Source organism: Candidatus Pantoea multigeneris, from assembly GCF_011752615.1.
GTDB classification, from domain to species: domain Bacteria; phylum Pseudomonadota; class Gammaproteobacteria; order Enterobacterales; family Enterobacteriaceae; genus Pantoea; species Pantoea multigeneris.
On the sequence record NZ_VWXF01000005.1, the window covers coordinates 69691 to 96197 of the forward strand.

Below are 26507 nucleotides of genomic sequence, written 5' to 3' on the forward strand. Positions count from 1 at the left end.
GAAAGTTACAGCTCATCCAGAATGGCCAGCGCATCGGCTAGCTTCTTCGCACTGTAAACTTTCATGCCTTCAATCTCTTTTTTCGGCGCATTACCTGCCGGGACGATGGCACGTTTAAATCCGTGCTTCGCTGCCTCAGAAATGCGCTCCTGGCCGCTTGGCACCGGGCGGATTTCACCAGCCAGCCCCACTTCACCGAAGATCACCAAATCCTGCGGCAGTGGGCGATCGCGGAGGCTGGAAACCATCGCCAGTAATAACGCCAGGTCAGCACTGGTTTCGGTGACTTTCACCCCACCGACTACGTTGACGAACACGTCCTGATCCGCCATCTGTAATCCACCGTGGCGGTGCAAGACTGCCAGCAGAATCGCCAGGCGGTTCTGCTCCAGGCCAACGGCAACACGGCGCGGGTTGCCCATCATGGAGTGATCGACCAGCGCCTGAATTTCGACCAGCAGCGGACGTGTACCTTCCCATACCACCATCACGGAACTGCCAGAAGTAATCTCGTCCCCGCGTGACAGGAAAATCGCTGAGGGGTTGCTGACTTCACGCATCCCCTGTTCGGTCATGGCGAAAACGCCCAGTTCATTGACGGCACCAAAACGGTTTTTATGGCTGCGCAGGGTACGGAAACGGGAATCCGCATCCCCGTCCAGTAACACCGAGCAGTCAATGCAGTGTTCCAGCACTTTAGGACCGGCCAGCGAGCCATCTTTGGTCACGTGGCCCACCATTACGATCGCCACCCCACGGGTTTTGGCGAAGCGCGTCAGGTACGCGGCCGTTTCACGCACTTGCGCTACGCTGCCCGGCGAAGACTGGATCTCCGCCATGTGCATCACCTGAATAGAGTCGATCACCATCAACCTCGGCTGCTCCTGCTCGGCAATCAGGCAAATTTGCTCAATGCTGGTTTCTGACAGCATATTGAGGTTCTCTGCCGGCAACCCGAGACGGTGTGCACGCATTGCCACCTGCTGTAGTGACTCTTCCCCTGTGACGTAAAGGGTCTTCATCTCCTGTGCCAGACGGCACATCACCTGCAGCAGCAGCGTGGACTTACCGGCACCGGGATTACCGCCGATTAAAATCGCACTGCCCGGCACCACACCGCCGCCCAGCACCCGGTCAAACTCTTTAAACCCGGTGGAGAAGCGTGGCAAGGCTTCCAGGCTGATTTCCGACAGCTTCTGTACCCGGCTAACGCCCGCACTGCCCGCATAGCCGCTCAGCCGCTCGTTGCGGGCTGCCGCAGGGGAAGCCGCTAAACGGACTTCAGTGATGGTGTTCCAGGCCTGGCAGGCGCTACATTGCCCCTGCCAACGTGGATAGTCAGCGCCGCACTCATTGCAGACGAACGCGCGTTTTGCCGCTTTGGCCAAATCAACTCCTCAGTGACAACCCGAATTAATGCAGGCTGCCGCTTAAAATACACAGCACACCCATCAGATCCGCATGGCGAATGGTGATTTCGGTCTGTTCGTTCACTTTTGGCTTCGCATGATAGGCAATCCCCAGCGAAGCCACTTTGATCATCGGCAAATCATTGGCGCCATCACCAATCGCAACGGTTTGATCGGCGGCAATTTCAAAACGCTCAGCCAGCTTCAACAGCGTATCGGCTTTATATTGCGCATCGACAATCGGACCAACCACTTCGCCCGTGAGTTTGCCATCGCGCATTTCCAGCTCATTTGCAGCAGCAGCAGCGAGGCCCAGCGTATCGCGCAGATAATCGGCATAGTAAGTAAAGCCGCCGGAGGCAATCGCCACCTGCCAGCCAAAACCTTGCAACTGTGCGACCAGCGTTTTCAGGCCTGGCATCAGCGGCAGGGTATCACGTACCTGCTTGAGAATATTGGCATCAGCCCCTTTCAGAGTCGCAACACGTTGGCGCAGGCTGGCTTTGAAATCCAGCTCACCGCGCATAGCGCGCTCGGTCACTTCCGCGACCAGTTCACCGCTGCCCGCCAGCTTGGCGATCTCATCAATACATTCAATCTCAATCGCGGTGGAGTCCATATCCATCACCAGCAGTCCTGGCGTTTTCAGATGCGGAATCTTACCGAGTGGCGCGACGTCCAGCCCGTTGTTGTGCGCCAGCTCAGTGGCTCTTGGCGTCAACGAGCCCGCCAGGCGAATGACATGATAATCATCCACGCTCCAGGCACTGACGATCACCATCGCGGCGCCCAGCTTATGCTGGTAATCCGTCAGGCGCTGCTTATCCAGCTTGCGCCCGTACAGCAGCCAGCCGGTACGTCCAGCACGATAATCCAACGGCATCACTTCATCACCGCTGAGAGAGAGAGGCAGACCTGGCCAGAGAGAGACATCGGCAGGCAGATCGCACCAGGTTAAACTGTTAGGCATTACGGCTCCTGTAGGGACAACAAAACCACGCAGAAGGCTACCTTGTCTGCGCCGCTTCTGGCAACATAATCTGTCTGCTTTCTGTTGCGATGTGACCCGGGTTGGTAATGGCAAAATCCACACTAAAATTTCGACTGCACCGAACGGTGATTGTCTTGATCTCACTGGCGCTGCTGGTGATCCTGATGCAGGGCGCATCATGGTTCAGTCTCGGCCATCAAATGGCACGCTCTGAGCAGGTGGAAGATCTGGCGCGCGCACTGGCGAAGCAGGTGGCATTCTCCCTGCAACCGCTGATGGACAACAGCGACGATAACCGCCCGCAGATTGAAGCCATCCTGCAACAGATGACCAGCAACAACCGTATTCTTGATGCTTCGGTCTATGCTGATGACGGCTCGCTGGTGGCACGGAGCGGAGAAGGCATTAATGTCCGTGACCGGCTGGCGTTAGATGGCCGCCGCGCAGGCAGTTATTTTAATCACCAAATCGTACAACCGCTGGGTGGCAGTGATGGTCCGCTCGGATTCTTGCGCATCACGCTGGATACGCACGTGCTGGTGACAGAATCACGTCAGGTGGATAACACCACTAACCTACTGCGCCTGATGATGTTAACCGCCCTGGCCATTGGCATTATTCTCTCCCGCACCCTGCTGCGCGACCGCCGCACACGCTGGCAGCAATCCCCTTTCCTGCTTACGGCTAGCACGCCGGTGCCAGAAGAAGAGGATGAGACCGAGGAAGAAAAGAAAACGCCGTAAGCCGTTCAGGCCATTCGTGCGATCACCGCCTGCATATCCTGTAGCTGCTGCTGTGCTGCACGGGCAATGGCACGGAAGCCAGCACTGAACCGTTCGTCCTGCTCAATACCCTGCCAGTAGCTCAGCGCCAGCGCTGAGGCTGGCTGCCAAACTGCACGTGGCAACGCCGTTTCCAGACGCAACTCCACTTCATTGCGCATATGACCCTGGCTGTTGGGGGCCAACGCCATCGGCAGCATGTCATAAGCTGGCGTAAGCTCCAGTGGCTCTGAAGCGGTGAAAAACGACAAATTACCGGCGTGCATATCGCTGTTAGCAATAAGCCGCCCAAATGCCCACTGTAAGGTGCCGCGCTCGACGGCCTGCTGGGAAATTACTTTCTGCTGTCGCAACGCCTGCAACGCCTGCGGCCACTGTTGGGGTCTGCCTGCATACTCCGCGACCAGTGCTTCCAGCGACACCATTCCGAACCTGCCACGCTCACCACAGCGATCAAAACGCTGTACTTCAAGGAACACTTGACCGCAGCTCTCATACAGTTGGCTCTGGGCAGCGGGCAGGCCGGCATGCAACATCTGCTGTAGTGCATGATGTTCTGCCCGCAGCATATCGCGCCAGCGCTGACCATTTTCGTTTTCTGCATTGGTGCTGAATTTCACCAGGCAGTGACCTACATCGGCATAACAGAGAAATTTCGGCTGCTCACCGCCCGCAGAAGAACCGGGCTCTTCACCGCTTAATGCCTGACTTGCCAACCGCGGATATTGCTGTGATTTTTCGGCTCCCCCGATGGGTGATGTTGCTGCTGCCGTTAACCAGCGCTGGTAAGTGGTTTCGCCAACCAGCCAGTTACCGGGCATATCTGCCCCGCACAGAGCCAGCGCCAGCAAACACTCCTCTTCCTGCCACTCGCGAATATCAGCCGTCAGCCCCAACACCGCCGCATGCTCTCGCCCCCATGCCCGACCAAGAAAGCCCTGCGGACGCATATCCTGCAAAAACCACGGCAGACCGGGGTAGAACTGCCCATGCTGTTGAGTATTAACGTAAAGACAGCTCCCCTGCGGCCAGACAGGGAATAAGGTGCCAGCCTCTTCGGCGACGCCTTGTGATGTTACGCGCCACAAGGCTATTTGACGCCGATCGCGAATCGGTCTGAGCAAGGCATAGCGTGTGGCACGGGCTTTTCCCCAACTGATCACTTCCGGCTGGCTGCGAATCTGCCGCGACAGCGTCGCAGGGCTAATGCCAAGCAGCGCCTGTAGCTCAGCGCCGCTGCGGGGATCTTCAAGCAACAAAGAGACTAAATCAGCCATTTTCGCACGCCCATGAAATGATTCGTGAAACGATTCTTGAAACGATTCTTGAAACGATACTACTATAAAAAAAGCCCGACTGGCGGGCTTTGTGGCGCATAACATGCACTATTCGTGAAACGATTCTTAGCGCGTCAGCAGCGCTTCTAGCTCGGCCAGTGACTGTACCTGCCAGGTCGGTTTGATTTCTGGGGGCAGCACGCGAGAGCCGTTATCCAGCCAGCAGGTTTTCAGCCCGGCATTGATGCCGCCAAGAATATCGGATTCGGGCGTATCGCCAACCATCAGCACACGCTCACGATCGGGGTTGCCCAGCAGCGCCAGCGTGTGGTCAAAAATACGCACATCCGGTTTCGGCACGCCAACCTGCTCAGAGATCACCAACACATCCAGCAGCTCGCGCAGGCCAGTACGCTCCAGGCGCGCCTGCTGCAAGGCCGTAAAGCCGTTGGTGATGATGCCAACCTGCACTTTGCCATGCAGGGTTTTCAGCAGGTGCGCAGCACCGTCCAGCGGCTGGCAAATCTCAGCCATGGCCGCGAGAAAACCGCTGTTAAGCACCTCAGGCGCGACGCTAAGTTTGTCGCCCCAACCGATGAAACGGCGCGTTTGTAGTTGCAGTGCGCTGATGGCACCGTTTTGATAATCGACCCAGAGTGGCTTATTAATCGCCTGATACTCTGCATAGTCGTGGTCAGTAAACTGCACATCATAACTGGCGAACAGACGCTGCAACCCGGCAAGGGCATCAAAATGAAACAGCGTGTCGTCGGCGTCGAACAGAATGCAGTCCCAGTCTTGTAACATAATCTTCCTTAGCACAACGCTACAGCGTTAACGCCATCAGGATGGCGTCTTCTCGCCCGCTGGCAGTGGGGTAATAGTTAGCCCGGCGGCTGACCTGGTTAAAGTCGAGCTGCTCGTAGAGCGCAATCGCTGGCTGGTTTGAAGCGCGCACTTCCAGCCATAACGTGAGTATTTCGCGCTTTTCCAGTTCACCGATCAGGTGTTGCAGTAACTGACGCGCGTAGCCACGGCGCTGAAAAGCGGGATCGATAGCAATGTTAAACAGTGAAGCTTCATCCAGCACCACCTGGGTGATGGCATAACCCACCATTTGCCCTTCAACATCGAGGCGCAAATTAATAAAACGCTCGCCCTGGTTACTGGCAAAGGTCTGCTCGCTCCAGGGAAACGCATGGCAGCGACGCTCAATATCTAGCGCGGCAGGCAGCGCTTCAGGCGTGAGTAAAGAGAGGGTTGTCATGATCACACATCTGTTGCCACAGGGCGCGTTTTGCCGCTGCACTGTGGTTAAGCTCAGGGAAAGTGGCACTCGTTAACACGATGCCGTTAAATGGTTGCTTGCTCTCTACACCCAATAACCAACCTGCACAGCTGAGTTTCTCTGGCAAACGATCGAGTTGATCCGGTGTCAGCAGCATCACCTGAGCCGGTTGTAAATTAAGCGTATGGAGCACATCCTGCAGCAGCGGTTCACGCAGTGCAGGCAGGGTTTCGGCGACAATCACTAAACGCGTATCCGCCGCCAGCGCTACCGCAATTTCCCCTTGCAGCACGCGCGGGCGATGCAGTTGGTACTGAGCGATCCCCATTTGCTGTAAAAGCCAGTCACGCCTGGACGTCATGCGGTTTCCTGAATTTGCGGCTATATTGCGACGCTATGCTAGCAAACCCATCGAACATGTGCCAACAAAGCACTATAATCGCCGCTCTGATCTAACAGGAGTTTGCAATGTCTGCTTTTACCCCGGCCAGTGAAGTCATACTGCGCCATAGCGATGAATTTGTTACCCGCCATGTGTTGTTTGCTGGCGATCTGCAGGATGACCTGCCCGCCCGTCTGGAGACTGCCTCTTCGCGTGTCCATACCCAGCAATATCACCACTGGCAGGACTTAAGTCGCTCTCTGGGTGAAAATGCCGCCTATGGCATGGTCGCGACCGCTGAAGATGTTCAGGGCTGCGATACGCTGGTGTACTTCTGGACGAAAAACAAACCAGAAGCACAGTTCCAGCTGCAAAACCTGCTCTCGTTACTGCCCGTTGGGACGGATGTCTTCGTTGTCGGTGAAAACCGCAGCGGCGTGCGCAGTGCAGAAAACGTGGTAGAAGAGTGGGTTCAGTTAGAGAAAATCGATAGCGCGCGTCGCTGTGGTCTCTATCACGGCCAGCTCACGCAGCAGCCGAGCTTCTCACCAGAAAACTACGGCAATACCTATGCGCTGGAACATCTGACCATTCATACCTTACCAGGCGTGTTTAGTCGCGATGATCTGGATGTTGGCAGTGCCCTGCTGCTCTCCACCCTTGCCCCTCACACCAAAGGGAAAGTGCTGGATATGGGCTGTGGTGCTGGTGTGATTGCTACCGTGCTGGCTCAGCATTCGCCAAAAGTCCGTCTGTGGCTGTGTGATGTGCACGCTGCGGCGATTGAAGCGAGTAAAGCGACGCTGGCCGCCAATGGTGTGGAAGGTGAAGTGTTTGCCAGTAACGTCTTCTCTGACGTGACGGGCCGTTTTGACCTGATCCTGTCTAACCCGCCATTCCACGAAGGGACGCAAACCAGCCTCGATGCAGCCAATGCGCTGATTCGCGGAGCGGTGAAGCACCTGAACAGCGGCGGCGAATTGCGCATTGTGGCTAACGCCTTCCTGCCTTATCCGCAGGTGCTGGATGAAGTCTTTGGTAGTCATGAAGTGCTGGCACAAACTGGCCGCTTTAAAGTCTACCGCGCCGTTTATGGCCGAGGTGCCCGAGGACGTTAATTCCGCGTTTTTCCCCTGGTGTCATCCGTTTTTCACGGCTTCGTGATGCTTTTTAAAGCAGTCAGCCAAAAGCCGCGAAATATCTGTTGACGCCAACGGGAAAATCTCTAGAATGCGCCTCCGTGGTTAGCAATACTGTAATGTATTGCACGGTACGCGACGGTGGCGGAATTGGTAGACGCGCTAGCTTCAGGTGTTAGTGTCCTTACGGACGTGAGGGTTCAAGTCCCTCCCCTCGCACCAATAATCACATAGTTTGTATCATACGCACTGAGCGATGGTGGCGGAATTGGTAGACGCGCTAGCTTCAGGTGTTAGTGTTCTTACGGACGTGAGGGTTCAAGTCCCTCCCTTCGCACCAATGCTATGATAGAGACGAAAAAATAAGACAACACAATGCGATGGTGGCGGAATTGGTAGACGCGCTAGCTTCAGGTGTTAGTGTTCTTACGGACGTGAGGGTTCAAGTCCCTCCCTTCGCACCACGTTGTCTTAAGTTGTATCCCTTCAGCAAGACTTCCGAAGATTCTCTTCAATTTACTTAAAAAAAAATCAAAAAAATTACAGCCGACGTTTCTTCGTCCGCATGTTGTCATTTGTGAACTACCCCGCCCGACAATCAGGCGAGATGGAAATTCACTGATACCGCAGCCAGTCCACTTGCCAACGCCAGGCAAGACGGCAGTAACATGAAGTGACGCAAACGCCGATGGAACAGCATCACCACGGTCAGCAACAACGCCACGACCATCACCACACGCCATTCGCCAAAGCCCGGTTTCCAGAGCGCCAGCAACGGCAGCGCCGCGCAGGGTAATAACACCCCCCAACCACTGTCCAACCGCTTACCCATCATCCAACTGACTGCCCACAATGCGCAGGCTGCTATGATCGCCATCACCATTGCCCGACCCTCAAACGATAACCATTCCTATTAGCATATGGTAATAACTCTCATTTTGCAGCTTATTTTTGCTGCCACACCCCATCTGGATGACAGTTCAGAGGGAAAGTGATAAATTGCCGACGTAATCATTCTCCATTACAAACATAATAATTCCTCCTGGTCCGTCAGAAGTAATAGCGCTGTCGGGTTGTGCTTTGATATTTCAAAGCCATCACGAGTATGAATAATGAAACTTTTGTCTTACGATGAATTGAAACACAGCAAATATCAGTTATCACTTAAGCTTTTCCTGTTTTTAAATATAATAGTGGCCCTGTTTCGCATGTTCCCCTTTATCGGGGGAAGCGCATCAGGCCTCAGTTGGCCGTTGGCGAGCGTCGCTCTATTCTCTCTGCTATGCATCGCCTTGTGCTTTATCCTACCCAAAGGAAAATATTGTTTATTATCTCCTGTCGCACTGGCTATTGGATCTTTATGGGCATGGAATATTAACTATAAATTCCAGTTAATATCCCATTACGATAGTAGTTTCTTAATAGTAAGCTTACTGAGTATTTTCTTTATCTGTGCAATTGCTTTAAGCGACTATCTGTTTGCCTTTACATTAGCCACCCTGCCACCCGCTATTGTGGTGCTGGTTCTGGACCAGGGGCAGCATATTCCCGCCATACTGCTGACGATTTTACTGCCGCTAGTCGGCTTCTCTTTACAACACTATATGCGTCGATGTCTTGATCGCTTTACGCATCGCATGATGCGCCAGCTTCATGAGGAAAAGCAGACGTTCAGCAATCTCAGCATGATGGACCCTCTTACCGGGCTCTATAACCGACGCGGCCTGACCAACCGGCTGGAAAGCATTCTGGAGCACCACATGGGAAGCCACTATGTGCTGCTGCTGGATATCGACCATTTCAAAGCCTATAACGACAATTATGGCCATGCGATGGGCGATCAGGCTTTGTCGCGGGTTTCTGCGGCCATTCGTGATGCGGTGCGATCGCGTGATGTGGTGGCCCGCTACGGCGGAGAAGAGTTTCTGGTACTGATCACCAACGTAAATGCCACCATTGCCCTGCGCATGGCGGAGCGTATCCGGCAGCACGTACTGGATCTGGCCATTCCTCATCGGTTTAATGACAAGGTATCGACCCACGTAACCATCAGCGCGGGGTTTGCTTTGATGGAAGGCGATGACTTTGAACTGGCGGTTGCCAGTGCCGATCGTGCCCTGTACGTGGCGAAAAACTGCGGCAGGAACACCATTCTCAGCGCGGAGGATCTGCCGGTAAATACACATATCGAAACCGGATAAGCCACCTCTGCCAGCTTGTAGATGCTATCGGGAACGATTATCATTAATCTTCCCATTTAAACTGCATCTCAGGAACGGCATGGCTATTATCGCGCGTCAGGACAACCGCTTCGGCGACCTTGCTCCGATCTTCCTGCAACACAGCCGGCCGCTGGCGGTGGCGCTGCGCGATCTGCTGCAAGAACAGCGTAGCTACCTGCTAGAGAGCATTAAACTGGGAGAATCCGCTCCTGCGGAGAGCATGACACTGGCGCACTGGGGCCAGCCTGCGCAGTTCACCGCCCTGAGCCAGCGCTACAGCGACTACCTCTACCGTGACCATCCTGATCATGTGCAGGAGAGTAAGCCGGTGCAATCACTCTGGGCACAGTGGTATTTTGGCCTACTGGTGCCGCCTATGATGATGGCACTGCTGCTGGAGCCCCGCGCGCTGGACTGCTCACCGGAGCATATTCGCGTACAGTTTCACGATAATGGTCACCCTGCGGTGTTCTGGTTTGATGTGCAGGAAGACCAGGCGGCACGCTATCTAAGCCCGGTACAACGTATTGACCGTCTGATCCATCAACATTTAATTCCGGCAGTGGCGGGCATCACGCGTCACGGTGGGATCAATGCCAAGCTCATCTGGAACAATATGGGCTTCTCTTTCTGGTGGTTCCTGGGTGAACTCAAAAACCAGTTAGACCCGGACCTGTGCCATCAGTTAGAGCAGCAGCTCTTTCACACCCCGCAATTGCTGGACGGCAGTGATAATCCGCTGTATCGCACCATGATCCTGCGCCACGGTCAGATGGAACGTCGCAGTTGTTGCCAACGCTATCGCATTCCTGATGTCGCCCAGTGCGGTAACTGCACGCTGGCCGCTAACAGTTAAAAACGCATTCTGTTACCCATTCGCTTTGCCCCCCGTTTACAGATCTGCTCGCTTATGGCAGTTTTACGCCATTAAACCTAAGGAAAGAGCATCATGAGTCTGGAGTCGGTACGGCAGTTCTTTGCAGATAATGCACCTGAAATCGATATTATTGAGATGCCGCACAGCACCGCAACGGTGGAGATGGCGGCACGAGTCCACGGTGTCACACCGGGGCAGATTGCCAAAACCCTGTCACTAAAAGTCAAAAATGAAGTGATCCTGATTGTGACGCGTGGCGATGCCCGGCTTGATAACCGCAAGCTGAAAGCGACGCTGGGTTCAAAAGCGCGCATGCTAAGCGTAGATGAAGTGATTAACTGGACCGGCCATCCGGTGGGGGGTGTCTGCCCATTTGGGCTGGAGCACCCGCTGCGCGTCTATTGCGATGTTTCACTGCGCAGCTTTGAGGAAGTTTTACCAGCCGCAGGTGCCATCCATAGCGCCGTACGTATTACGCCGCAGCGCATGGCTGAACTGACTGCGGCGAAATGGGTTGATGTGTGCGAAGGCGCTTAATCGCGCTGTTCTGATACTGAGCCGGAGATCTGCAAACCACGGGTCTCCCGGCCAAACGCAACAAACAGACAAATCAGCACCGCGACCGTTCCCGCCACAATCGCCATCCCTAAGCCGTAGTTGCCACCATGCGCTTCAGCAATGCGTGACTGTACAGTCGCATTCACCGACGCAATCAGGTTACCTAACTGGTAGACAAAGCCTGGCAACACCGCACGGGCGTTGGCTGGCACCAGTTCGGTCAGATAGGTCGGGATAACCCCCCACGCACCCTGCACCATAAACTGCATCAGGAATGCGCCAATACCAATCGCCCACGATCCGCTGGAGAACGCCCACAGCGGCAGCACCGGTAAGGCCAGGAAGGCCGCCAACATAATCGCTTTCTTACGTCCAATCCGCTCTGACAGGCTCCCGAAGGTGATCCCTCCCAACATGGCCGCAATATTGTAGGCAATGGCAATAATACTGACGGTGTGCGGATCAAACTGGTGCTGCACTTTCAGGAAGGTCGGATAGAGATCCTGGGTGCCGTGGCTAAAGAAGTTAAAACAGGCCATCAGCAATACCATATAGATACAGATCTTCCAGTGCTGACGAATAATCGGCAGCAGCGCATGACTCTCTTTGCGCGCTTTCGACGCCAGCCACACCGGTGACTCAGGCACTTTAAAATAGATATACGGCAGCAGCAGGATCGGCAGCGCGCCAATCAGGAACATGCCGCGCCAACCCACCGATTCAAAGAACAGCCCAAATACAATCGATGCCAGTAAGTAACCACACGGATAACCCGCCTGGAAAATACCGGACATCAAACCGCGTGAACGGTCCGGAATGGTTTCCAGTGCCAGCGAAGACGCCACGCCCCAGATGCCACCCATCGCGATGCCGTAAATAATGCGGAACGCAAGGAAAGCAGTGAAAGTTGGAGACCAGGCAGAGAGCAGCTCAAACAGCGAGAACATCACAATATTGAGCATCAGAATCGGTCGACGACCATATTTTTCCGCCAGACGACCAAACAGCAGCGCGCCGATGGGGCGCACGGCCAACGTGAGCATAATAGCCAGTGAAACATCGGAAACGGAGGTGTGGAAGTATTGCGCTAAGTCGCTCAATACAAACACCAAAATAAAGAAGTCGAACGCATCCAGCGTCCAGCTCGCGAAACTGGCGAAAGCCACATTCCGCTGGGTAGGGGTCCAGTTAAACATAAAAGTATCCTGTTACGCGCTTCTGGCTCATCGGCCAGAATATTTTTAGAGATTGCACCGTGAAGGCGCTGATGTGTGCTTACTATTTTTATATAGCACGCGCCGCGTAACTGGCTGTGAAGGCATTTGTCAGCTGATAATTCTGGTTGTAAATAAGTGTCATACTTAGTGATATTGCTTCAGCCGGGGCGTACCCCGGCGAAAGGTTAATGCGGCAGGGATTTTAAAGCGGATTCAATCATTTCCAGTAAAAGCGCATTGTTCACGCTATGTAACACATGCACCTGCGCGCCGGTCTGGGGTGGGATGCCAATATCCAATCGCAGTGGCTCCCGATAACGCCAGCTTTTGCCCCGCGTGGCACCCGCACGCAGTTCAATATCCACGCGATAATCCATGCCGCAGGCCACCTGTTGATTGAGCAACCAGGCCACCACCAACGCATCATGGATCCAGCTGCCAGGCAGCTGACGGGTGCGAACGGAATAGTCGATCCACGGGCGCAGCGTCTCACGCACAAAATCGGCCAGCGGGTGATCTACCGCCGTGACGCGCGTCAGATCAGGTTGGGTCATCAAGGTTTGCGTGGTGACATCCATGGGCACCAGCGTAATGGCTGCGCCGCTGTGCAGCACCTGATGTGCCGCCTCGGGATCAAAACCAAAGTTGGTATCTTTGATGTAGTCATCAACGGCGAACACGCCGCCCATAATGACAATTTCCGCGACCGATTCCGCCATGGCCGGAAAACGCGTCAGCGCCTGCGCCACGTTGGTCAGCGGGCCAATCGCCACCAGGGTAATCTCGCCGGGATTGTCACAAATCAGCTTGCCCATCGCCCCTGCGGCATCATTGCCATCAGGCGATAATGCCTCAGGTTTACGCACGCTGCGCCACAAATCTTTGAGCTCTGCCGAATCATTTTTACGATCCAACAGCTCGCGCCACGGTCGCGGATCTTCTTCCAGTGCCTGTAACGCCCCCTGCACCACCGGAATCTCCGCCCCTAAACGCGCCAGCAGGTCTTTAGCGACCTGCGCTCCTACCGCACTCGGCGTATTGCCGCTGACGGTAGTAATCAACTCTAGCGACAGCGCAGGTGAAGCCAGCGCCAGCGAAAGTGCCAGCCCATCGTCTGTATTGGCACCTGCGATGCCATTCCCCGGATCACAATCAATAATTATACGTTTCATGGTTTTTTCATTATTTTGCCCGTGCCTGAACAGCCACAGGATTCGCCGATTTCCAGATAGTGGGGGAACTCCTCCACTCGTGCTTCACCGTCCCAGGACTTCAGCATGGCGATGGCGCGCCGGGCCAGTTCATCAACCGGCTGACGCATGGTGGTAATCGCCGGGACATGAAATCCCGACTGGTCGGTTCCGTTAAAGCTCACCAGCGCAACGTCCTCCGGCACGCGCAAGCCACGTTCCTGTAATGCACGCAGACAGCCCATCGCCTGCGCTTCGTTGCTGGTGAACAAGGCGCGCGGCAGCTGCGGCAACGCCAAAATTCGCTGGGTAGCATCATAGCCACCCTGACGTGTGTAGCTGGTAGAGAAAATCAGTTCAGGCCTTGGCTCCATACCGTAGCCCTGTAGCGCATCACGCCAGCCCTGAATACGATCCTGGGCATTTTGCATCGCCAGTGGACCGGCGATCATGGCAATGGTGGGATAGCCGTGGCTGAGCAGATGGTGCGTTGCCTGAAAAGCCGCATAGCGTTCGTCGACGCGCAGAATACTTACGCCCGGCTGGACTTCGACCCGATCAAGCATCACCAGCGGCGTACCGCTGGCGGTGATCATCTCAATCCACGGCTGACGATCGACGCTGGTGTAAAACAGGCCATCCACCTGGCGGCTGAGTAAGCCCTGAATCACCTCTTGCTCACGCTTCCGGTCGTCGCCCGCATCACCTAACAACATCACATGACCGTGACGCATCGACTCATGCAACAGCCGATGCGCCATGGAAGCGACAAAAGGATTGCTGATATTTGGCACCACCAGGCCGTAGGTTTTGGTGCTACCAGAAGCCAGGGCGCGGGCAACACCGTTAGGCCGATAACCAGTCTGTTTAATCGCAGCCAGAACCCGCTCACGCGTGGCCTCAGCCACCGGACGCGGACCGTTATTGATTACGTAGCTCACCACGGCAACGGAGGTTCCCGCTACGCGGGCCACGTCGCTGCGCGTGACACGTTCGGATTTAGGCGGTGCCAATCATCACTCCTGTTATGCCGCGTCTTCGGGCAAGTTGAGGTCGCGCCCACGGGTTTCCGGGGCAAAGAAGGTCGTAATAAAGCCCACAGATGCCATCAACGAGAAATAGAGCGCGATCGACCACCAGTGGCCGGTGTAAGAGAGCAGCGCTGCCGCCACCAGCGGTGCAGTGCCGCCAGAAATAATCGACCCCAGCTCCTTCGCTACCGCCATTTTGCTGTAGCGATGACGTACACCAAACAGCTCTACGCCCCAGGCGGCCTGTACGCCAAAAATACCCAGCGAAGCCAGAGCCATACCCACGACAATCACCGGGATGACAATCGCGGGTTCGCGGCTATCCAACAGGGAGAAGGCAGGCCAGGCGTACACCATCAGCAACAAGCAGAAGCAGCGATAGGTAACGCGGCGACCAAAGCGATCTGACAAGAGGCCAGCCAGCGGAATGATCAGGAAGCCGAGGAGTGAAGCAATCAGCACGGCGGTGGTAGGGACAGATTTATCCACCATCAAGACCTTCGCGACATAGCCCACCATAAAACCCTGAGCCAGGTACGAAGGGCCATTCTCGCCAATGCGTAAGCCCACCATCAGCCAGAACGCCCGGCTACGCTGCCAGAAACTGCGCGTATCCTGAGGTTCAGCCTGTTTCAGCGTCTCAGCACGTTGTGCCTCCAGTTCCGCTTTACGCTGCTCAAACACCGGGGTTTCACGCAGGTGGCGGCGGATCCACAACGCAGCCAGTGCAATCAACACGCTGCTTAAGAAAGGAATACGCCAGCCCCAGGCCAGCAAACTTTGCGGATCCATCTGCACCACAATCAGCCATACCAGGGCGGCCAGCAAGGTTCCGCTGTTTGAGCCGAGTGCAATCACAGAAGAGACCAGACCGCGCCGTTGCGTTGGAGCATATTCCCCCAGCATCACCGTTCCACCGGAGAGCTCAGCCCCTGCGCCCAGCCCCTGGGTAAAGCGTAAAATCACCAGGCAGGTCGGTGCCCAGACGCCAATAGTGGCATAGGATGGAATCAGGCCGATGAGGGTGGTTGAAGCGCCCATCAGAATGATGGTGATAATCATCACGACTTTGCGGCCGTGGCGATCGCCAATCCAGCCAAACAGGACAGCACCGATCGGACGCGCAATAAAGCCCACCGACCAGGTAGCAAAACTGGAGAGCAAAGCCATAGTAGGTGTGGCGTTGGGGAAGAAAACATCGCCAAAGATAATGCCGGCGGCAAGGCCATAGAGTGCGAAATCCGCATACTCCATGGCGGTGCCAAGCCAGCAAGATAAGGTGGCACGCCAAAACGCTTTGCGGCCAGAAGGTGTTGCGAAACGTGCATCTGCGGCATTTTCAGCAGCGACGGCTGCTGATATGTCGGCGGTCTTATGTACCGTCATAACAATTCCCTGATGTAGGCAGATCGATCAAACGCCTTCCCTGACGCAATACTCGCTAATGCGGGTACTGCCGGTGGCGACGTTGAAGAAGGCAAACCATGATGAGAGGTCAGTGAATTCCCTGGTGTTGGAATTTTTTACTGCTGCTTCTGGTGTTGGTTTTTAACATCGCCAATCGTTTCAGAAAGCAGAAGAACTGAACTTTCACTGGGCCGTTTTTACATCGGGCACCGTGAGCAATCACTGTACCCTTAGTGTATCTACGCGCGTAGATAAATCAAGCAAAAGAATGAAAAACGATCATTTTAATTCACCATTTATAATGTGATTGGATTGATTTACGAGCAAATACAGCGAGTTAATGCTAAATTAAGCATGTATATTAATCAGTACCGTTACGTGATTAACTAATAAAGCTTATCATTTGAAAAATTTTGTGTGCCAGGTCGCTAAAACGAGCACGAGGGTCGCAAAGCCGCATGACCAACTGATGACAGTGGAGCTGATTTCTGTAAAAGTTCAACAACAGGCTGTGTCACCGACCCCCGAATACAGAGGTGCTATGACGATAATATTGATGCGCCACGGCAAGCCTGACCATCCGAATACAGGTGTACTGGATGCCGCTGGTGTCGCTGCATGGTGTGCAGCCTACGATCTGGCGGGGGTATGCGATCACCCGCCGCTGCGCAGCCAAACTATTGCGGCAAATGCGGGCATCATTGTGAGCAGCTCTCTGCCGCGCGCCCGCGCTTCGCTGGAGCGCCTTGGCCTGCAACCTTGTGAAGTTAACGACCTGTTTTGTGAAGTCGGGATCCCACAGGTGAAAAGTAAACGCCTGCAACTGCCCACCACGCTCTGGCTGGCCGTATTGCGTTTACTGTGGCTGTGCGGTTATCAGGATGGGCAAGCTGAATCTTTGCAGCACGCCCGCCAGCGTGCTGTGCTGGCGGCGGAACGGCTGATTACCCTGTCGCAGCAGGGAACCGTGCTGTTAGTCGGTCACGGCATCATGAATAAAATGATTGCCCGCCAGCTACGCAAGCGCGGATGGCAAGCCGAGAAACATGCCAGTAGCCGCCACTGGAGCACGGCTATCTATCATCGCCCGTTTATTTAATCGAGCTGGAAATAACTGAGCACTTCACAGCCGGTTCCGGCATTCGGTGTGGCAATCACCTTACGCGAGGCCAGGTCGATGACGCTCAGCGTGCCGTCCCCCTCATTGGCAATCAGCAGCGTTTTTTTATCCGGGCTAAAGCAGCCATCCATCGGCTTCTCCCCCACCGCGATGTCGCCCAGGGGGTTCAACAGATCGTCAAACAGCGAGATCACCGGTTCACGATCGCCAACCGCGACCAGCAGATCGCCATCCGGGCTAAAGCGTACCACCTGACAGGGCTTTTGATGCCCCGGTAGCGCCAGCCGCTGGCGAACACGGTGACTCTGGCGATCCACTACATACAGCAATGGCTTATCGGCTGCGCTGGCCACCAGATAGGGGTGTTTAGGTGACGCCGCGATCCCGGCGATTGGACCAGGCAATAGCACCGTATCAATGACCCGCCCCTCTTTCTCACACAAATCCACCACGGTGATGCTGGCATCCTCTTCGTTATCGGTAAACAATTTACGCCCACTGGGCGAGAGCGTCAGTCGATGGGCGTTATGGGAAGGAATGGGGATGGTTTTTTCAACTTCATCACGTTCAGGATCGATCACTGCCACAACCGCACTGTTTTCGCAGCAGATATAGACTTTTCCATCGCGTCCCAGCTGCCCACTGTGTGGCGACTGCAATGGACGGAGATCAATAAATTTGCTGACCTGCCGATGACGCAGGTCGATGACGGCAATTTTATGCCCCGGATGCGGGTTATTACCATGAATGCCATCGCCATAAATCGGCACATAGGCTTTTTCCCACTGTGGCAGCATCAGTAATTCATGGGGGCGCGGTGGAAAAGCATTCAGCTCAGTCTCCACTGCAAAGGTCTCAGGATTAAGAAACAAGACACGGTTGCCCTGTTTATCGACAGCCAGTAAGCCATGGGTGTGCTGCTGCATAACGCCTCCTTTCTGAATCAATGACCTCTGGGTTAAGCGTAGCCAACCCTGCCAGCTATGCAGCGGCAGCGGCACAAAAGGTATCTATCAAGCCCTTTCAAACTGCGCGCGTAGCCAATGGGTAAAAGTGGTGACCGCGCGTGGCACCTGGGCGCTAAAGGGACGCACAATCCACAACTGGGACGCAAAGGCTTCAGTTGGCTGCCACTGAGTGAGCACTTCGGTCAGTGAGCCGTTTGCCAGCGCCTCTTGCGCGCTGAAGTCGGGCAACATGGCAATGCCCAACCCCTGAATGGCCGCATCACGAATGGATTCGCTGTTGTTAGTGGCAAAGCTGCCGTGAATCCGCACCTGCTCTTTTTCCCCGGCCAATTGCGCGCTGCTAAAGGTCCAGCGGGGCGATTCAATGCCGCGCGGATAATAGAGGCAATTATGCTGTTGCAGATCTTGCGGCCGCTGAGGATGCCCATGACGGGCCAGATATTGTGGCGCGGCCACCAGCAAGGTGCGCGTCTCGCACAACGGCAGGGCGACGTGGGTTTCAGGCAAGCTATCACTGTGGCGAATCGCCAGATCAAACCCTTCACTGCCCAGGGAAACGATGCGATCGGAAACGTTGAGCTGGAGCTGCACCTGAGGAAATTCCCGCAGGAACTCACCGATAATCGGCACTAACTGCTGGCGCGCAAAGGCAACAGGTGCGGTCACTCGCACCAGACCACGTACTGGCCCAGCCGCATCGCGTACGCTGAAAAAACTCTGTTCGATGCGTGAGAAAGGCTCCCTTAGCTCCTCCACCAGCTTTTCACCTGCGGCGGTCAACCGCACGCTGCGCGTGGTACGTTGCACCAAAGCTACACCGGCTAACGCTTCTAGCTCTTTAATTTTTAGGCTCATCGCCGCTTTGCTTACTTCGAGGCGTTCAGCGGCGCGGGTAAAACTGCCCTGCTCTGCCAGCACCGTCAACCAGTGCAAATGGTCCCAGATTGCGTCGGTTTTCATAGCCACCTATTGTTCAAAATAGTAAACAATCATTTTAAACCACGCGCTTTTTCTTTGCGTCAGAAATTGCCAGAATTGCCCCAACGAAACAGATTCTGTTTTACTTTTATCGGGGAGATCACCATGCCATTACTGCAATTTGACGTTATCCAGGGCCGTTCTGAGTCAGAATTACGCACTTTACTCGATGCAGCACATCGCGCCGTTTTGACAGCATTCAAAGTTCCTGAGCGCGATCGTTATCAAATTGTTCAGGAAAACAAATCCTACCAAATGGTATTTCAGGATACAGGGCTGGGTTTCAGCCGAACAGATAACTTGGTGATGGTGCGCGTTTATACCAGCCCACGCTCGAGCGAGCAGAAACAGCTCTTCATGGCTGAACTGGCGCGCGAGCTACGTGAAAGCAGCGGCGTGCAGGGTAATGACCTGATGATTAGCTTTATCACCAATGACAAAGGCGACTGGAGTTTTGCCGATGGTGAAGCACAGTACCTGACCGGCAAGTTGTAATCGTTTTTCGCTCTGGCGGGGATAACCCCTCGCCAGCCATTTCAGAGCAATCCTAAACACCGCTTAAACCAACTTTCGAGCAACCACGCAAAACTGTTAGCCAACATTGCAGCATGATGACAGCAGGGTTAAATTGGCGAAAAAGCACAAGAAACGTCCTTTTCCGACCTTTCCTGAGAAATTATCATGTCTGAATCTATTTCTGTGGCGCTGTTTCTGGCCGCAATTGCTGTTTATAGCTACAAAGCCGGGAATCACCGCTTCTGGTTCGTTCTGGTCATCACGCTGCTGATTCTGTTTATTTTGCTCAATGCCACGTTGCTCGCCAGTAACTACTTTACCGGCAGTGGCATTACTGATGCGGTGGTCTACACCCTCACCAACAGCCTGACCGGGGCCGGCGTAAGCAAATACGTGGTGCCTGCACTCGGGCTGATACTGGGTTTAGGTTCCCTGTGCTATCTCCTGAGTTGGCTGCTGCGCCGACGCGATCGTCCACACCATTTAGGCTGGAGCCTGCTTGCCGTGGCCTGCGCTGCCGGGTCAGTACAGACCACGCCTGCATTTCGCCAGGTCAGCGGACTGATAGCCGCTCATACTCAGGCTGCCGACTCCGATTTTGAAGACTATTTCAAAGTGCCAAACAAAAGTATTCCGCAGCCAAAACTGAACGTGGTTTACATCTACGGTGAGAGCCTGGAACGGACCTATTTCAATCAACAGGCCTTCCCGGATCTGGCACCCGAACTGAGCCGGGAGAAAGATCAAAGCCTGGATTTTAGTGAGACGGAACAACTGCCGGGCACCGACTACACCATTGCTGGCATGGTGGCTTCACAGTGTGGTATCCCGCTATTTGCTCCCTTTAACGGCAATGCGTCAGCGGCGCTTTCTAGCTTCTACCCGCAGAATATCTGCCTGGGCGATATCCTGAAAAACTCGGGCTATGAAAACTGGTTTATTCAGGGCGCGGATTTACGCTTCGCGGGCAAAGATGTGTTTCTTCGCTCGCACGGCTTTGATCCCAGCCACATGTACGGTTCACAAGAGTTGCAGAGCCGGGTAGTCGATCCGAATTACCGCAATAACTGGGGCTATTACGATGACACGGTGATGGATGAGGTGTATGAGAAATTCGCAGAGCTATCGCGGGAAAATAAGCGCTTTGCGCTGTTCACCCTGACGGTGGACACGCACCACCCGGACGGCTTTATCTCCCGCAGCTGCCAGCGCAAAAGCTACAGCTATGATGGCAAGCCCAATCAATCTTTCAGCGCCGTGGCCTGCTCACAGGAGCATGTCGCACGGTTGATTGAGCGTATTAAAGCCTCTCCTTATTTTAAAAATACCGTCATCGTGGTGGGCTCCGATCACCTCGCCATGAACAATACCGCCTACCCGTATCTGCTTAAACAACCACGACGCGATCTGTTCATGGTGATTCGCGGCGATCGGCCCGAAGCGAAAATCATTGAGGGCAAACGTAGCACGCTGGATAACGGCGCAACGCTGCTGGATATCCTCGGCGGGGATAATTTTATCGGGCTGGGGCGGAGTAGCCTCTCCTCGGCATCGCTCTCAAGTACCTTCGACGACATGACGCAGAAGGTCACCGCGTGGAAAGCCGACATCATTCAGCTGTGGAACTTCCCGAAAAAACTCGACACCTTTACCCTCGATCAACAGAAGAACACCTTCAGCTTCTCCGGTTCGACCTTCAAAATGCCGATTCTGTTCCGCATTACCGATCAGCACGTCGAGCCGCTGCCGGAAGGGGAATATGCCGCACCGCTGCGCTATCAAATCAGCGATTTTGCAGCCGGAGAGAAATTTGTCTGGGTCGATCGCTGTTATAAAGTTGCCCGCCTGTGGCAGCCAGACCTAGCGCTGTCGACCGATCTCTGTATGGCCGTGGGTCAAATGGGCGGTAAACCCAGCGTAACGCGCGTTGATCAACCTATCTGGAAAGGAAAAATTCACTGGCCTGACAGCACGCTAAGCGTTAATCAGTATGAAGAGAACGTAGCGAATGCACGCATCAAAGAGAACGACATCCGCTATCCGGCCAACAGCTTTATCTTCGCCATTCCCGGTGCGCCAGCCAGTGTGAAGCAGTTCAGTGGCATTTCACGTCAGGAGAACTGGGGACGCTGGTCTAATGCGAATCTGGCGCCCAAGGTGACCATTGAGTATAACGATCCCCTCCCGGCGAACTTTGAGCTGGTGATTACCGCGCGCGCGTTTGGGGACAATATCGGTAAGCCCATTCCGGTACAGATCGGCAATCAGGTGCAAAACCTGGTGCTGAGTGAGGCATTCTCAACCACGACGCTGCGCTTTAATAACCCCGGTACCAGCCATACGCTGACCATTACACCACCCGATCCACAATTCAGCGATCTGGATAATATTATCGGTCAGGCACCGCGCAAGCTGGGTATTGGCATGCGTGAGATTAAAATTGTGCCGCAGGAATAGAGAAGAGAGCCGCTATCATGGTGTGATGGTAGCGGCGCGGGAATCAGCCTGCGCGCAGCACTTCCAGCGCGCTGTGCTGTTGGCCTTCCGGCGAAAAGTTTTCCTCTGCCAGCCAGCGCGTGAACCCCTGTTTTACCTGCGGCCACTCGCCATCGATAATCGAGTACCACTGGGTATCGCGGCTGCGCCCCTTGTACACAATTGCCTGGCGGAAAGTGCCCTCAAAGGTAAAACCGAGCCTAAGCGCTGCACGGCCAGAGGGCGCATTGAGGCTGTCGCACTTCCACTCGTAGCGACGGTAGCCAAGCTCATCAAAAGCGAAAGCCATCAGCAGGAAATGCGCTTCTGTTGACAGCCGGGAACGCTTCATCAACGGCGAGAAAGCCACGTGCCCTACTTCCATCACGCCATGTTCCGGCACAATACGCATCAGGGCCAGCGTTCCTACCGCCTTGAGGGTTGTCAGATCAATCACCGCGTAATGCTGTGGATCGCGACTGGCTTCTAACTGCCGGGCATAGCCCAGATACGCCTGCTCATTCGCAAAGGGTCCGCTGAACATGTAAGTCCAGTCGCTGCCGTCAGGTGCAGAGAGATACGCCGCCGCTAAATCATGGCCATGCCGCTCGCTATTAAACGGTTCAAGACGACAATAGCGTCCTTGTAATACGCGAGGTTCGGGAAAAGAACGCGCCTGCCAGTCTGGCTGTGGTGCGCCTATGGGTTGCCCCGAGGAATTACTGTAGTGCGTCATGCCAGCTCCCTGTATCAGTGAAAAATACAGAGTGCCATTACGCAGGCGTTGCTGGCAATCGGGGAAATCAGCGCAGGCGACCCGGCTCGCACGCCGCCTGCTGCCGTTTAGCCTTTGAAGAAGATATCGCCTGAGACACCTTTCACAATCCGGCCACCTTCATCGGTGATCAGGATGTAGTTTGCATTGATGTAGGCCCAGTGTGTACCGGCATCAGGTGCAGACAGATTACGTTTCTGCCATTCGGTGATGGTGTAAGCTTTGTCAGTGTAAGCCTGCGGGACAATATCACCCACTTTGTACTCTTTGTAATCAATGACAATCGTGGTGAGATCGAACTTGCCTGGCTTAGCCTGTGGTGCTGCGGCTGGCGTCTCTGGTTGAGCTGCCACTGGCGCCTGGGACTGCGCATCTGCTGGTGCAGTTGCCGCAACCTGTGGTGGCTGTGGCACTGCCTGTGCATCTTCAGCCTGAACAGCGAGACTCATGCCTCCCAGAAGCAACCCTGCTGTGAATAAAACGACTTTACTCCTGACCATACTTACTCCGCGTTAATTTTTATTTATCAAGGCTCAGGGTTAGGACACCCCGACAAGGCGCAAGGTTCCGGCAACAGTTTGCCAATCCGCCCTGCGGCAGTGCCGCGTAGTTTACCCTGCAAGCGGGTAGCTGCACGAAAGAATTTGTGTCAGAAGTTAACCGTTTTACCTCAGGTCCGCGCTGATGGGGCATAATTTAACGGCTGGCGGGTGTTACTCGCCGCAAAGCCGATTACAATGCTGCCCCCCACCGGTAGAGAGAGACGCCCGATGAAAGATGAACCTTTGAATGAAAACGAGTTGGCATGGCTGGAAGAGATTCTGGAAAAGTACAGTAATGATGCCTCCGTGGTGGACGTCTCTGAGCTTGATGGCCTGTTGACTGCCGTCCTGTCCAGCCCGGTCGTGGCTGAGCCGAGTGAATGGCTGGTGGCCGTGTGGGGTGGTGAGAAAAACATTCCAAAATGGACTAATGAGCGGGAAATGAACCGCTTCATCAACCTCTGCTTCCAGCACATGAGCGACATTGGTGAGCGTCTTGAGCATTATCCCGATCAGTTTGAACCGCTGTTTGGCGTTAACGAGATGGAAGGCCGCGAGTTCACCGTGGTTGAAGACTGGTGCTTCGGCTATATGCGCGGGGTCGATTTAGCGAACTGGCCAGCGCTGCCCGCCGACCTGCAAACCCAACTGGATGCGATTGCCCTGCACGGCCGTGATGAGCAACTTGAGGCGCTGGAAAGCCTGACGCCTGAAGCCTTTGCCGACAGCATTGAGGCCATCAAACCTGCGGCTCTTGAGCTGTATGACTATCTGAGCAGCCTCGAAGTCGAGGAACCAGAGCCTCAGCAGCCGGTGGTTAATGAGAATAAAGTAGGCCGTAACGATCCTTGCCCCTGTGGCAGCGGCAAAAAGTTTAAGCAGTGCTGCCTGTAACCCTCTGATGTTCTCAGGGTGCGCAAGCACCCTGAATTTTCCCAGGCACACAAAGCCATTTCTCCACCAAAATTAATCCGTTACTCTGCACATCTCCTGCACAACATTAGGAAGATGCTGTCATGAATATCCCCACTTCAAATACACCTTCACGCCCTGCCATCACCCATGCTGTCCACACGGCTATCAACCAGCAACGTCTGGTCGGTGCGGTGGTGCTGGTCGCCCATCGTGGCGAACTGGCGCATGTCCAGGCTAGCGGATTCGCCGATCGCGAGCAGCAGCGTGCCATCGATGTGGATACCCTGTTCCGCCTGGCTTCGGTGTCTAAACCGATTGTTTCAACCGCAGCGCTGGTGCTGATTGCACAGGGCAAACTGGCGTTGGATGAGGATATCCGCCGCTGGCTGCCAGACTTCACCCCGCGTTATGACAGTAAAACCGATGCGGTCATTACCGTGCGTCAGTTGTTGAACCACACTGCGGGGCTGAGCTACGGCTTTTATGAAACGGACAGCCATTGCCCACTGGCGAAAGCGGGAGTTTCTGATGGCATGGATAGCAGCCCGGTTACGCTGGCGGAAAATATGCGCCGCCTGGCCAGCGTACCGCTGCTGTTCCCTCCGGGCAGCGCCTGGTGCTACTCGCTCTCGGTAGATGTACTGGGCGCAGTGGTTGAACAGGTGTTTGGTGCTCCGCTCCAGGTAGCCGTGCGCGAACTGGTTACCGCCCCACTGGGTATGCACGACACCGGTTTTAGCGTTGACAGGTCGCAAGCTCAGCGCCTGGCAACACCGTACGTCAACGATCAGCCTCAGCCACACATCCTGCAAGAAGATGAAAAGGTCAGTGATGATGAGACCACCGTCGGGGTGACGTTCAGTCCCGAGCGTATCTTTAACGCTGCGGCATTTCCTTCTGCGGGTGCCGGAATGGCAGGCAGTGCGCCCGATTTACTGCGCTTGCTGGAGGCGCTACGCGCCAATCAAGGTGCTATTTTGCCCCCAGAACTGATCGCAGAAATGGGGCGTGACCAGATCCCCGGCTTCGAGATGCCAGATGCACCGGGTCAGGGCTTTGGCCTCGGCTTCTCGGTCCTGCGCGATCCACAAGCGGCGGGCTCTCCCGCATCCCCAGGCACCTGGCGCTGGGGCGGCGTTTATGGCCACTCCTGGTTTGTCGATCCCGTGCGGGAAATCAGCGTCGTAGCAATGACCAATACGCTGTATGAAGGCGTAGGCGGTGCCTTTGTCGAAGAACTGCGCAATGCGGTTTATGACAGCCTGAAAGACTCGTAAAAGAGGAAAATCCCTGTTTTTAAACGGGGATTACCTTTTCACAACGTGACATGCCATTGCCGTCAGTCGCTGATGCCTATCAGCGGTAAAAATGCCCAGCCCAGTACGGATAATCGCCTACTGGCGAACTCTCCACCATCCCCGATATTTTGTAGGGGATTGAGAAAGGATTCCTCTTTTCCGTCGCGCTATTCGTTAGCCGATTGCGCCCCCACAGCTTGTGCATCCAGCCAGGCCAGCGCCTGCTCTCCGGCTTCATCCATCGGTAAATAGACCAGCAGTCGCGATCCATTACGTGGTGCGGAGAACCAGTACATCTGTTGCAGGCTAAAGCGGCCCAATTGAGGATGATTAAACCATTTCACCTTATTTTCGACACCACGAACGTCATAACGCTGATGCCATAAGGCTTCAAACTGCGGGGAGACCGCAAAGAAGCGCGCCAGTTTGTTTTCCCATTCTGGATCGCCGCGATGCTCAGCCATTGCCGCACGGAAATAGGAAACAAAGGTCGACAGCACCTCGGGATCGTCAATGCGAGCACGCCAGACCGGGTGTGTAAGATAGAGATAGATACAGTTGCGATCTTCTGGCGCGATAGTGTCGAAATCAATGCCCATCAGGCGGCAAAAACTGCTGTTCCACGCGACAATATCAAAGTTGGATCGCTGAATGCTGGCCGGCTGCGGCATCAGGCTATCCAACATGCGGCGTGTCCCTTCACTGATACCTTCACAATGTGGCATCTGGGGTGATTCGGGTGGCGTCAGGCCCGCCAGCACAAACAGGTGACGCGTCTCCAGTGGGCTGCACTGGAGTGCGAGAGCCACCGCAGTCAGCACCGTTGCAGAAGGATTCACCTCTCGCCCCTGCTCCAGCCACGTGTACCAGGTTACGCCCACATCCGCCAGCATCGCCACCTCTTCTCGCCTGAGGCCGGGCGTGCGCCGACGCCCCACGCGGGGCAGACCAAGCCGCTGAGGATCGAGGCTTTCACGCCGCGCACGTAAAAACGCACCGAGTTGCTTACGTCGATCATCGGTAGCCACGACTGAGGCTTCAGGTTGCAGCAGGATTGTCATGATCTCTCCAGACGGGTAGTGCCAATACCAGTATAAACAGGAACTGGTACCCGTTTACGTTATCAGCGATGCTACGGCCATCTGCAATA

The 26507-nt window shown here is 54.9% G+C and carries 26 protein-coding genes and 3 tRNA genes; 13 read left to right on the top strand and 16 right to left on the bottom strand.

Going from position 1 to position 26507, the window contains the following annotated elements; translation table 11 throughout:
• Positions 1-5: 5 nt before the first annotated feature.
• Both radA and serB read right to left on the bottom strand, forming a co-directional pair.
• Positions 6-1388, bottom strand: a complete 1383-nt coding sequence (radA, locus tag F3J40_RS13030; RefSeq protein WP_017345637.1) for a DNA repair protein RadA — start codon at positions 1386-1388, stop codon at positions 6-8.
• A 25-nt stretch (positions 1389-1413) separates the two neighbouring features.
• Positions 1414-2379 (bottom strand): phosphoserine phosphatase, encoded by a 966-nt coding sequence (serB, locus tag F3J40_RS13035; protein WP_017345638.1) that lies wholly within the window; start codon positions 2377-2379, stop codon positions 1414-1416.
• A 107-nt stretch (positions 2380-2486) separates the two neighbouring features.
• Between serB and F3J40_RS13040 the strand changes: the two genes are divergently transcribed.
• Positions 2487-3143, top strand: a complete 657-nt coding sequence (locus F3J40_RS13040; protein ID WP_167015269.1) for a YtjB family periplasmic protein — start codon at positions 2487-2489, stop codon at positions 3141-3143.
• A gap of 5 nt (positions 3144-3148) precedes the next feature.
• Here F3J40_RS13040 and yjjJ read toward each other — a convergent pair whose 3' ends face one another.
• The 4 genes from yjjJ to F3J40_RS13060 all read right to left on the bottom strand — a co-directional run bounded on the left by yjjJ (position 3149) and on the right by F3J40_RS13060 (position 6108).
• The gene (gene yjjJ / locus F3J40_RS13045; RefSeq protein ID WP_167015271.1) at positions 3149-4459 is read right to left on the bottom strand and encodes a type II toxin-antitoxin system HipA family toxin YjjJ; all 1311 of its coding nucleotides are present in this window, start codon (positions 4457-4459) and stop codon (positions 3149-3151) included.
• A gap of 126 nt (positions 4460-4585) precedes the next feature.
• A complete protein-coding gene (gene yjjG / locus F3J40_RS13050) occupies positions 4586-5266 on the bottom strand; it encodes a pyrimidine 5'-nucleotidase (protein WP_167015273.1) in 681 nt (226 codons plus the stop codon).
• A 19-nt stretch (positions 5267-5285) separates the two neighbouring features.
• The gene (gene rimI, locus F3J40_RS13055; protein WP_017345642.1) at positions 5286-5726 is read right to left on the bottom strand and encodes a ribosomal protein S18-alanine N-acetyltransferase; all 441 of its coding nucleotides are present in this window, start codon (positions 5724-5726) and stop codon (positions 5286-5288) included.
• Positions 5698-6108: a DNA polymerase III subunit psi gene (locus F3J40_RS13060; protein ID WP_017345643.1), complete on the bottom strand. Its 411-nt coding sequence runs from the start codon at positions 6106-6108 to the stop codon at positions 5698-5700. The genes rimI and F3J40_RS13060 overlap by 29 nt, the downstream gene beginning before the upstream one ends.
• A gap of 107 nt (positions 6109-6215) precedes the next feature.
• On the opposite strand from F3J40_RS13060, the gene rsmC reads away from it, so the two are divergent.
• From rsmC to F3J40_RS13080, 4 genes are all read left to right on the top strand, one after another.
• On the top strand, positions 6216-7247 hold the full coding sequence (gene rsmC, locus F3J40_RS13065; protein ID WP_167015275.1) for a 16S rRNA (guanine(1207)-N(2))-methyltransferase RsmC: 1032 nt from the start codon (positions 6216-6218) through the stop codon (positions 7245-7247).
• A 156-nt stretch (positions 7248-7403) separates the two neighbouring features.
• A tRNA-Leu gene (locus tag F3J40_RS13070) sits at positions 7404-7490 on the top strand.
• A gap of 31 nt (positions 7491-7521) precedes the next feature.
• A tRNA-Leu gene (locus F3J40_RS13075) sits at positions 7522-7608 on the top strand.
• A gap of 37 nt (positions 7609-7645) precedes the next feature.
• Positions 7646-7732: transfer RNA gene (locus F3J40_RS13080), tRNA-Leu, on the top strand.
• 134 nt (positions 7733-7866) lie between these two features.
• Here the strand turns inward: F3J40_RS13080 and F3J40_RS13085 are convergent.
• The gene (locus tag F3J40_RS13085; protein WP_167015277.1) at positions 7867-8151 is read right to left on the bottom strand and encodes a DUF1435 domain-containing protein; all 285 of its coding nucleotides are present in this window, start codon (positions 8149-8151) and stop codon (positions 7867-7869) included.
• Positions 8152-8380: 229 nt separating this feature from the next.
• Between F3J40_RS13085 and F3J40_RS13090 the strand changes: the two genes are divergently transcribed.
• From F3J40_RS13090 to F3J40_RS13100, 3 genes are all read left to right on the top strand, one after another.
• On the top strand, positions 8381-9469 hold the full coding sequence (locus tag F3J40_RS13090) for a GGDEF domain-containing protein (RefSeq protein WP_167015279.1): 1089 nt from the start codon (positions 8381-8383) through the stop codon (positions 9467-9469).
• Positions 9470-9548: 79 nt separating this feature from the next.
• Positions 9549-10346, top strand: coding sequence for a siderophore-iron reductase FhuF (fhuF, locus tag F3J40_RS13095; RefSeq protein ID WP_167015281.1), 798 nt, complete (start codon positions 9549-9551; stop codon positions 10344-10346).
• Positions 10347-10439: 93 nt separating this feature from the next.
• Positions 10440-10904 (top strand): YbaK/EbsC family protein, encoded by a 465-nt coding sequence (locus F3J40_RS13100; RefSeq protein ID WP_017348582.1) that lies wholly within the window; start codon positions 10440-10442, stop codon positions 10902-10904.
• On the opposite strand, the gene F3J40_RS13105 is transcribed toward F3J40_RS13100, so the two are convergent.
• The 4 genes from F3J40_RS13105 to F3J40_RS13120 all read right to left on the bottom strand — a co-directional run bounded on the left by F3J40_RS13105 (position 10901) and on the right by F3J40_RS13120 (position 15749).
• A complete protein-coding gene (locus F3J40_RS13105) occupies positions 10901-12121 on the bottom strand; it encodes an MFS transporter (RefSeq protein WP_167015283.1) in 1221 nt (406 codons plus the stop codon). The two genes, F3J40_RS13100 and F3J40_RS13105, sit on opposite strands and share 4 nt — an antisense overlap.
• 206 nt (positions 12122-12327) lie before the next feature.
• Entirely contained in the window at positions 12328-13314 is a 987-nt protein-coding gene (locus F3J40_RS13110; protein WP_167015285.1) for a nucleoside hydrolase, read from the bottom strand.
• Positions 13311-14345 (bottom strand): LacI family DNA-binding transcriptional regulator, encoded by a 1035-nt coding sequence (locus tag F3J40_RS13115; protein WP_167015287.1) that lies wholly within the window; start codon positions 14343-14345, stop codon positions 13311-13313. Before F3J40_RS13115 ends, F3J40_RS13110 begins: the two co-directional genes overlap by 4 nt.
• Before the next feature lie 12 nt (positions 14346-14357).
• Positions 14358-15749: an MFS transporter gene (locus F3J40_RS13120; RefSeq protein ID WP_167015289.1), complete on the bottom strand. Its 1392-nt coding sequence runs from the start codon at positions 15747-15749 to the stop codon at positions 14358-14360.
• A 562-nt stretch (positions 15750-16311) separates the two neighbouring features.
• Between F3J40_RS13120 and F3J40_RS13125 the strand changes: the two genes are divergently transcribed.
• Positions 16312-16869: a histidine phosphatase family protein gene (locus F3J40_RS13125; RefSeq protein ID WP_167015291.1), complete on the top strand. Its 558-nt coding sequence runs from the start codon at positions 16312-16314 to the stop codon at positions 16867-16869.
• On the opposite strand, the gene F3J40_RS13130 is transcribed toward F3J40_RS13125, so the two are convergent.
• Both F3J40_RS13130 and F3J40_RS13135 read right to left on the bottom strand, forming a co-directional pair.
• Positions 16866-17816, bottom strand: a complete 951-nt coding sequence (locus tag F3J40_RS13130; RefSeq protein ID WP_167015293.1) for a beta-propeller fold lactonase family protein — start codon at positions 17814-17816, stop codon at positions 16866-16868. The two genes, F3J40_RS13125 and F3J40_RS13130, sit on opposite strands and share 4 nt — an antisense overlap.
• 87 nt (positions 17817-17903) lie before the next feature.
• Positions 17904-18818 carry a LysR substrate-binding domain-containing protein gene (locus F3J40_RS13135; RefSeq protein WP_167015295.1) on the bottom strand — a complete coding sequence of 305 codons (915 nt, stop codon included), beginning with the start codon at positions 18816-18818 and terminating at the stop codon, positions 17904-17906.
• Between the two features lie 123 nt (positions 18819-18941).
• On the opposite strand from F3J40_RS13135, the gene F3J40_RS13140 reads away from it, so the two are divergent.
• Together F3J40_RS13140 and opgB are read left to right on the top strand one after the other, a co-directional pair.
• On the top strand, positions 18942-19331 hold the full coding sequence (locus F3J40_RS13140; protein WP_017348590.1) for a tautomerase family protein: 390 nt from the start codon (positions 18942-18944) through the stop codon (positions 19329-19331).
• A gap of 186 nt (positions 19332-19517) precedes the next feature.
• The gene (gene opgB, locus F3J40_RS13145; RefSeq protein WP_167015297.1) at positions 19518-21809 is read left to right on the top strand and encodes a phosphatidylglycerol--membrane-oligosaccharide glycerophosphotransferase; all 2292 of its coding nucleotides are present in this window, start codon (positions 19518-19520) and stop codon (positions 21807-21809) included.
• A gap of 43 nt (positions 21810-21852) precedes the next feature.
• Here the strand turns inward: opgB and F3J40_RS13150 are convergent, their stop codons facing one another.
• Positions 21853-22563 (bottom strand): GNAT family N-acetyltransferase, encoded by a 711-nt coding sequence (locus F3J40_RS13150; protein WP_167015299.1) that lies wholly within the window; start codon positions 22561-22563, stop codon positions 21853-21855.
• Positions 22564-22670: 107 nt separating this feature from the next.
• Positions 22671-23102 (bottom strand): RcnB family protein, encoded by a 432-nt coding sequence (locus F3J40_RS13155; RefSeq protein WP_167015301.1) that lies wholly within the window; start codon positions 23100-23102, stop codon positions 22671-22673.
• 270 nt (positions 23103-23372) lie between these two features.
• On the opposite strand from F3J40_RS13155, the gene F3J40_RS13160 reads away from it, so the two are divergent.
• Both F3J40_RS13160 and F3J40_RS13165 read left to right on the top strand, forming a co-directional pair.
• The gene (locus F3J40_RS13160; protein WP_167015303.1) at positions 23373-24038 is read left to right on the top strand and encodes a YecA/YgfB family protein; all 666 of its coding nucleotides are present in this window, start codon (positions 23373-23375) and stop codon (positions 24036-24038) included.
• Positions 24039-24160: 122 nt separating this feature from the next.
• A complete protein-coding gene (locus tag F3J40_RS13165) occupies positions 24161-25336 on the top strand; it encodes a serine hydrolase domain-containing protein (protein ID WP_167015305.1) in 1176 nt (391 codons plus the stop codon).
• Positions 25337-25524: 188 nt separating this feature from the next.
• On the opposite strand, the gene F3J40_RS13170 is transcribed toward F3J40_RS13165, so the two are convergent.
• Positions 25525-26418, bottom strand: a complete 894-nt coding sequence (locus F3J40_RS13170) for a helix-turn-helix transcriptional regulator (protein ID WP_167015307.1) — start codon at positions 26416-26418, stop codon at positions 25525-25527.
• Between the last annotated feature and the right edge of the window lie 89 nt (positions 26419-26507).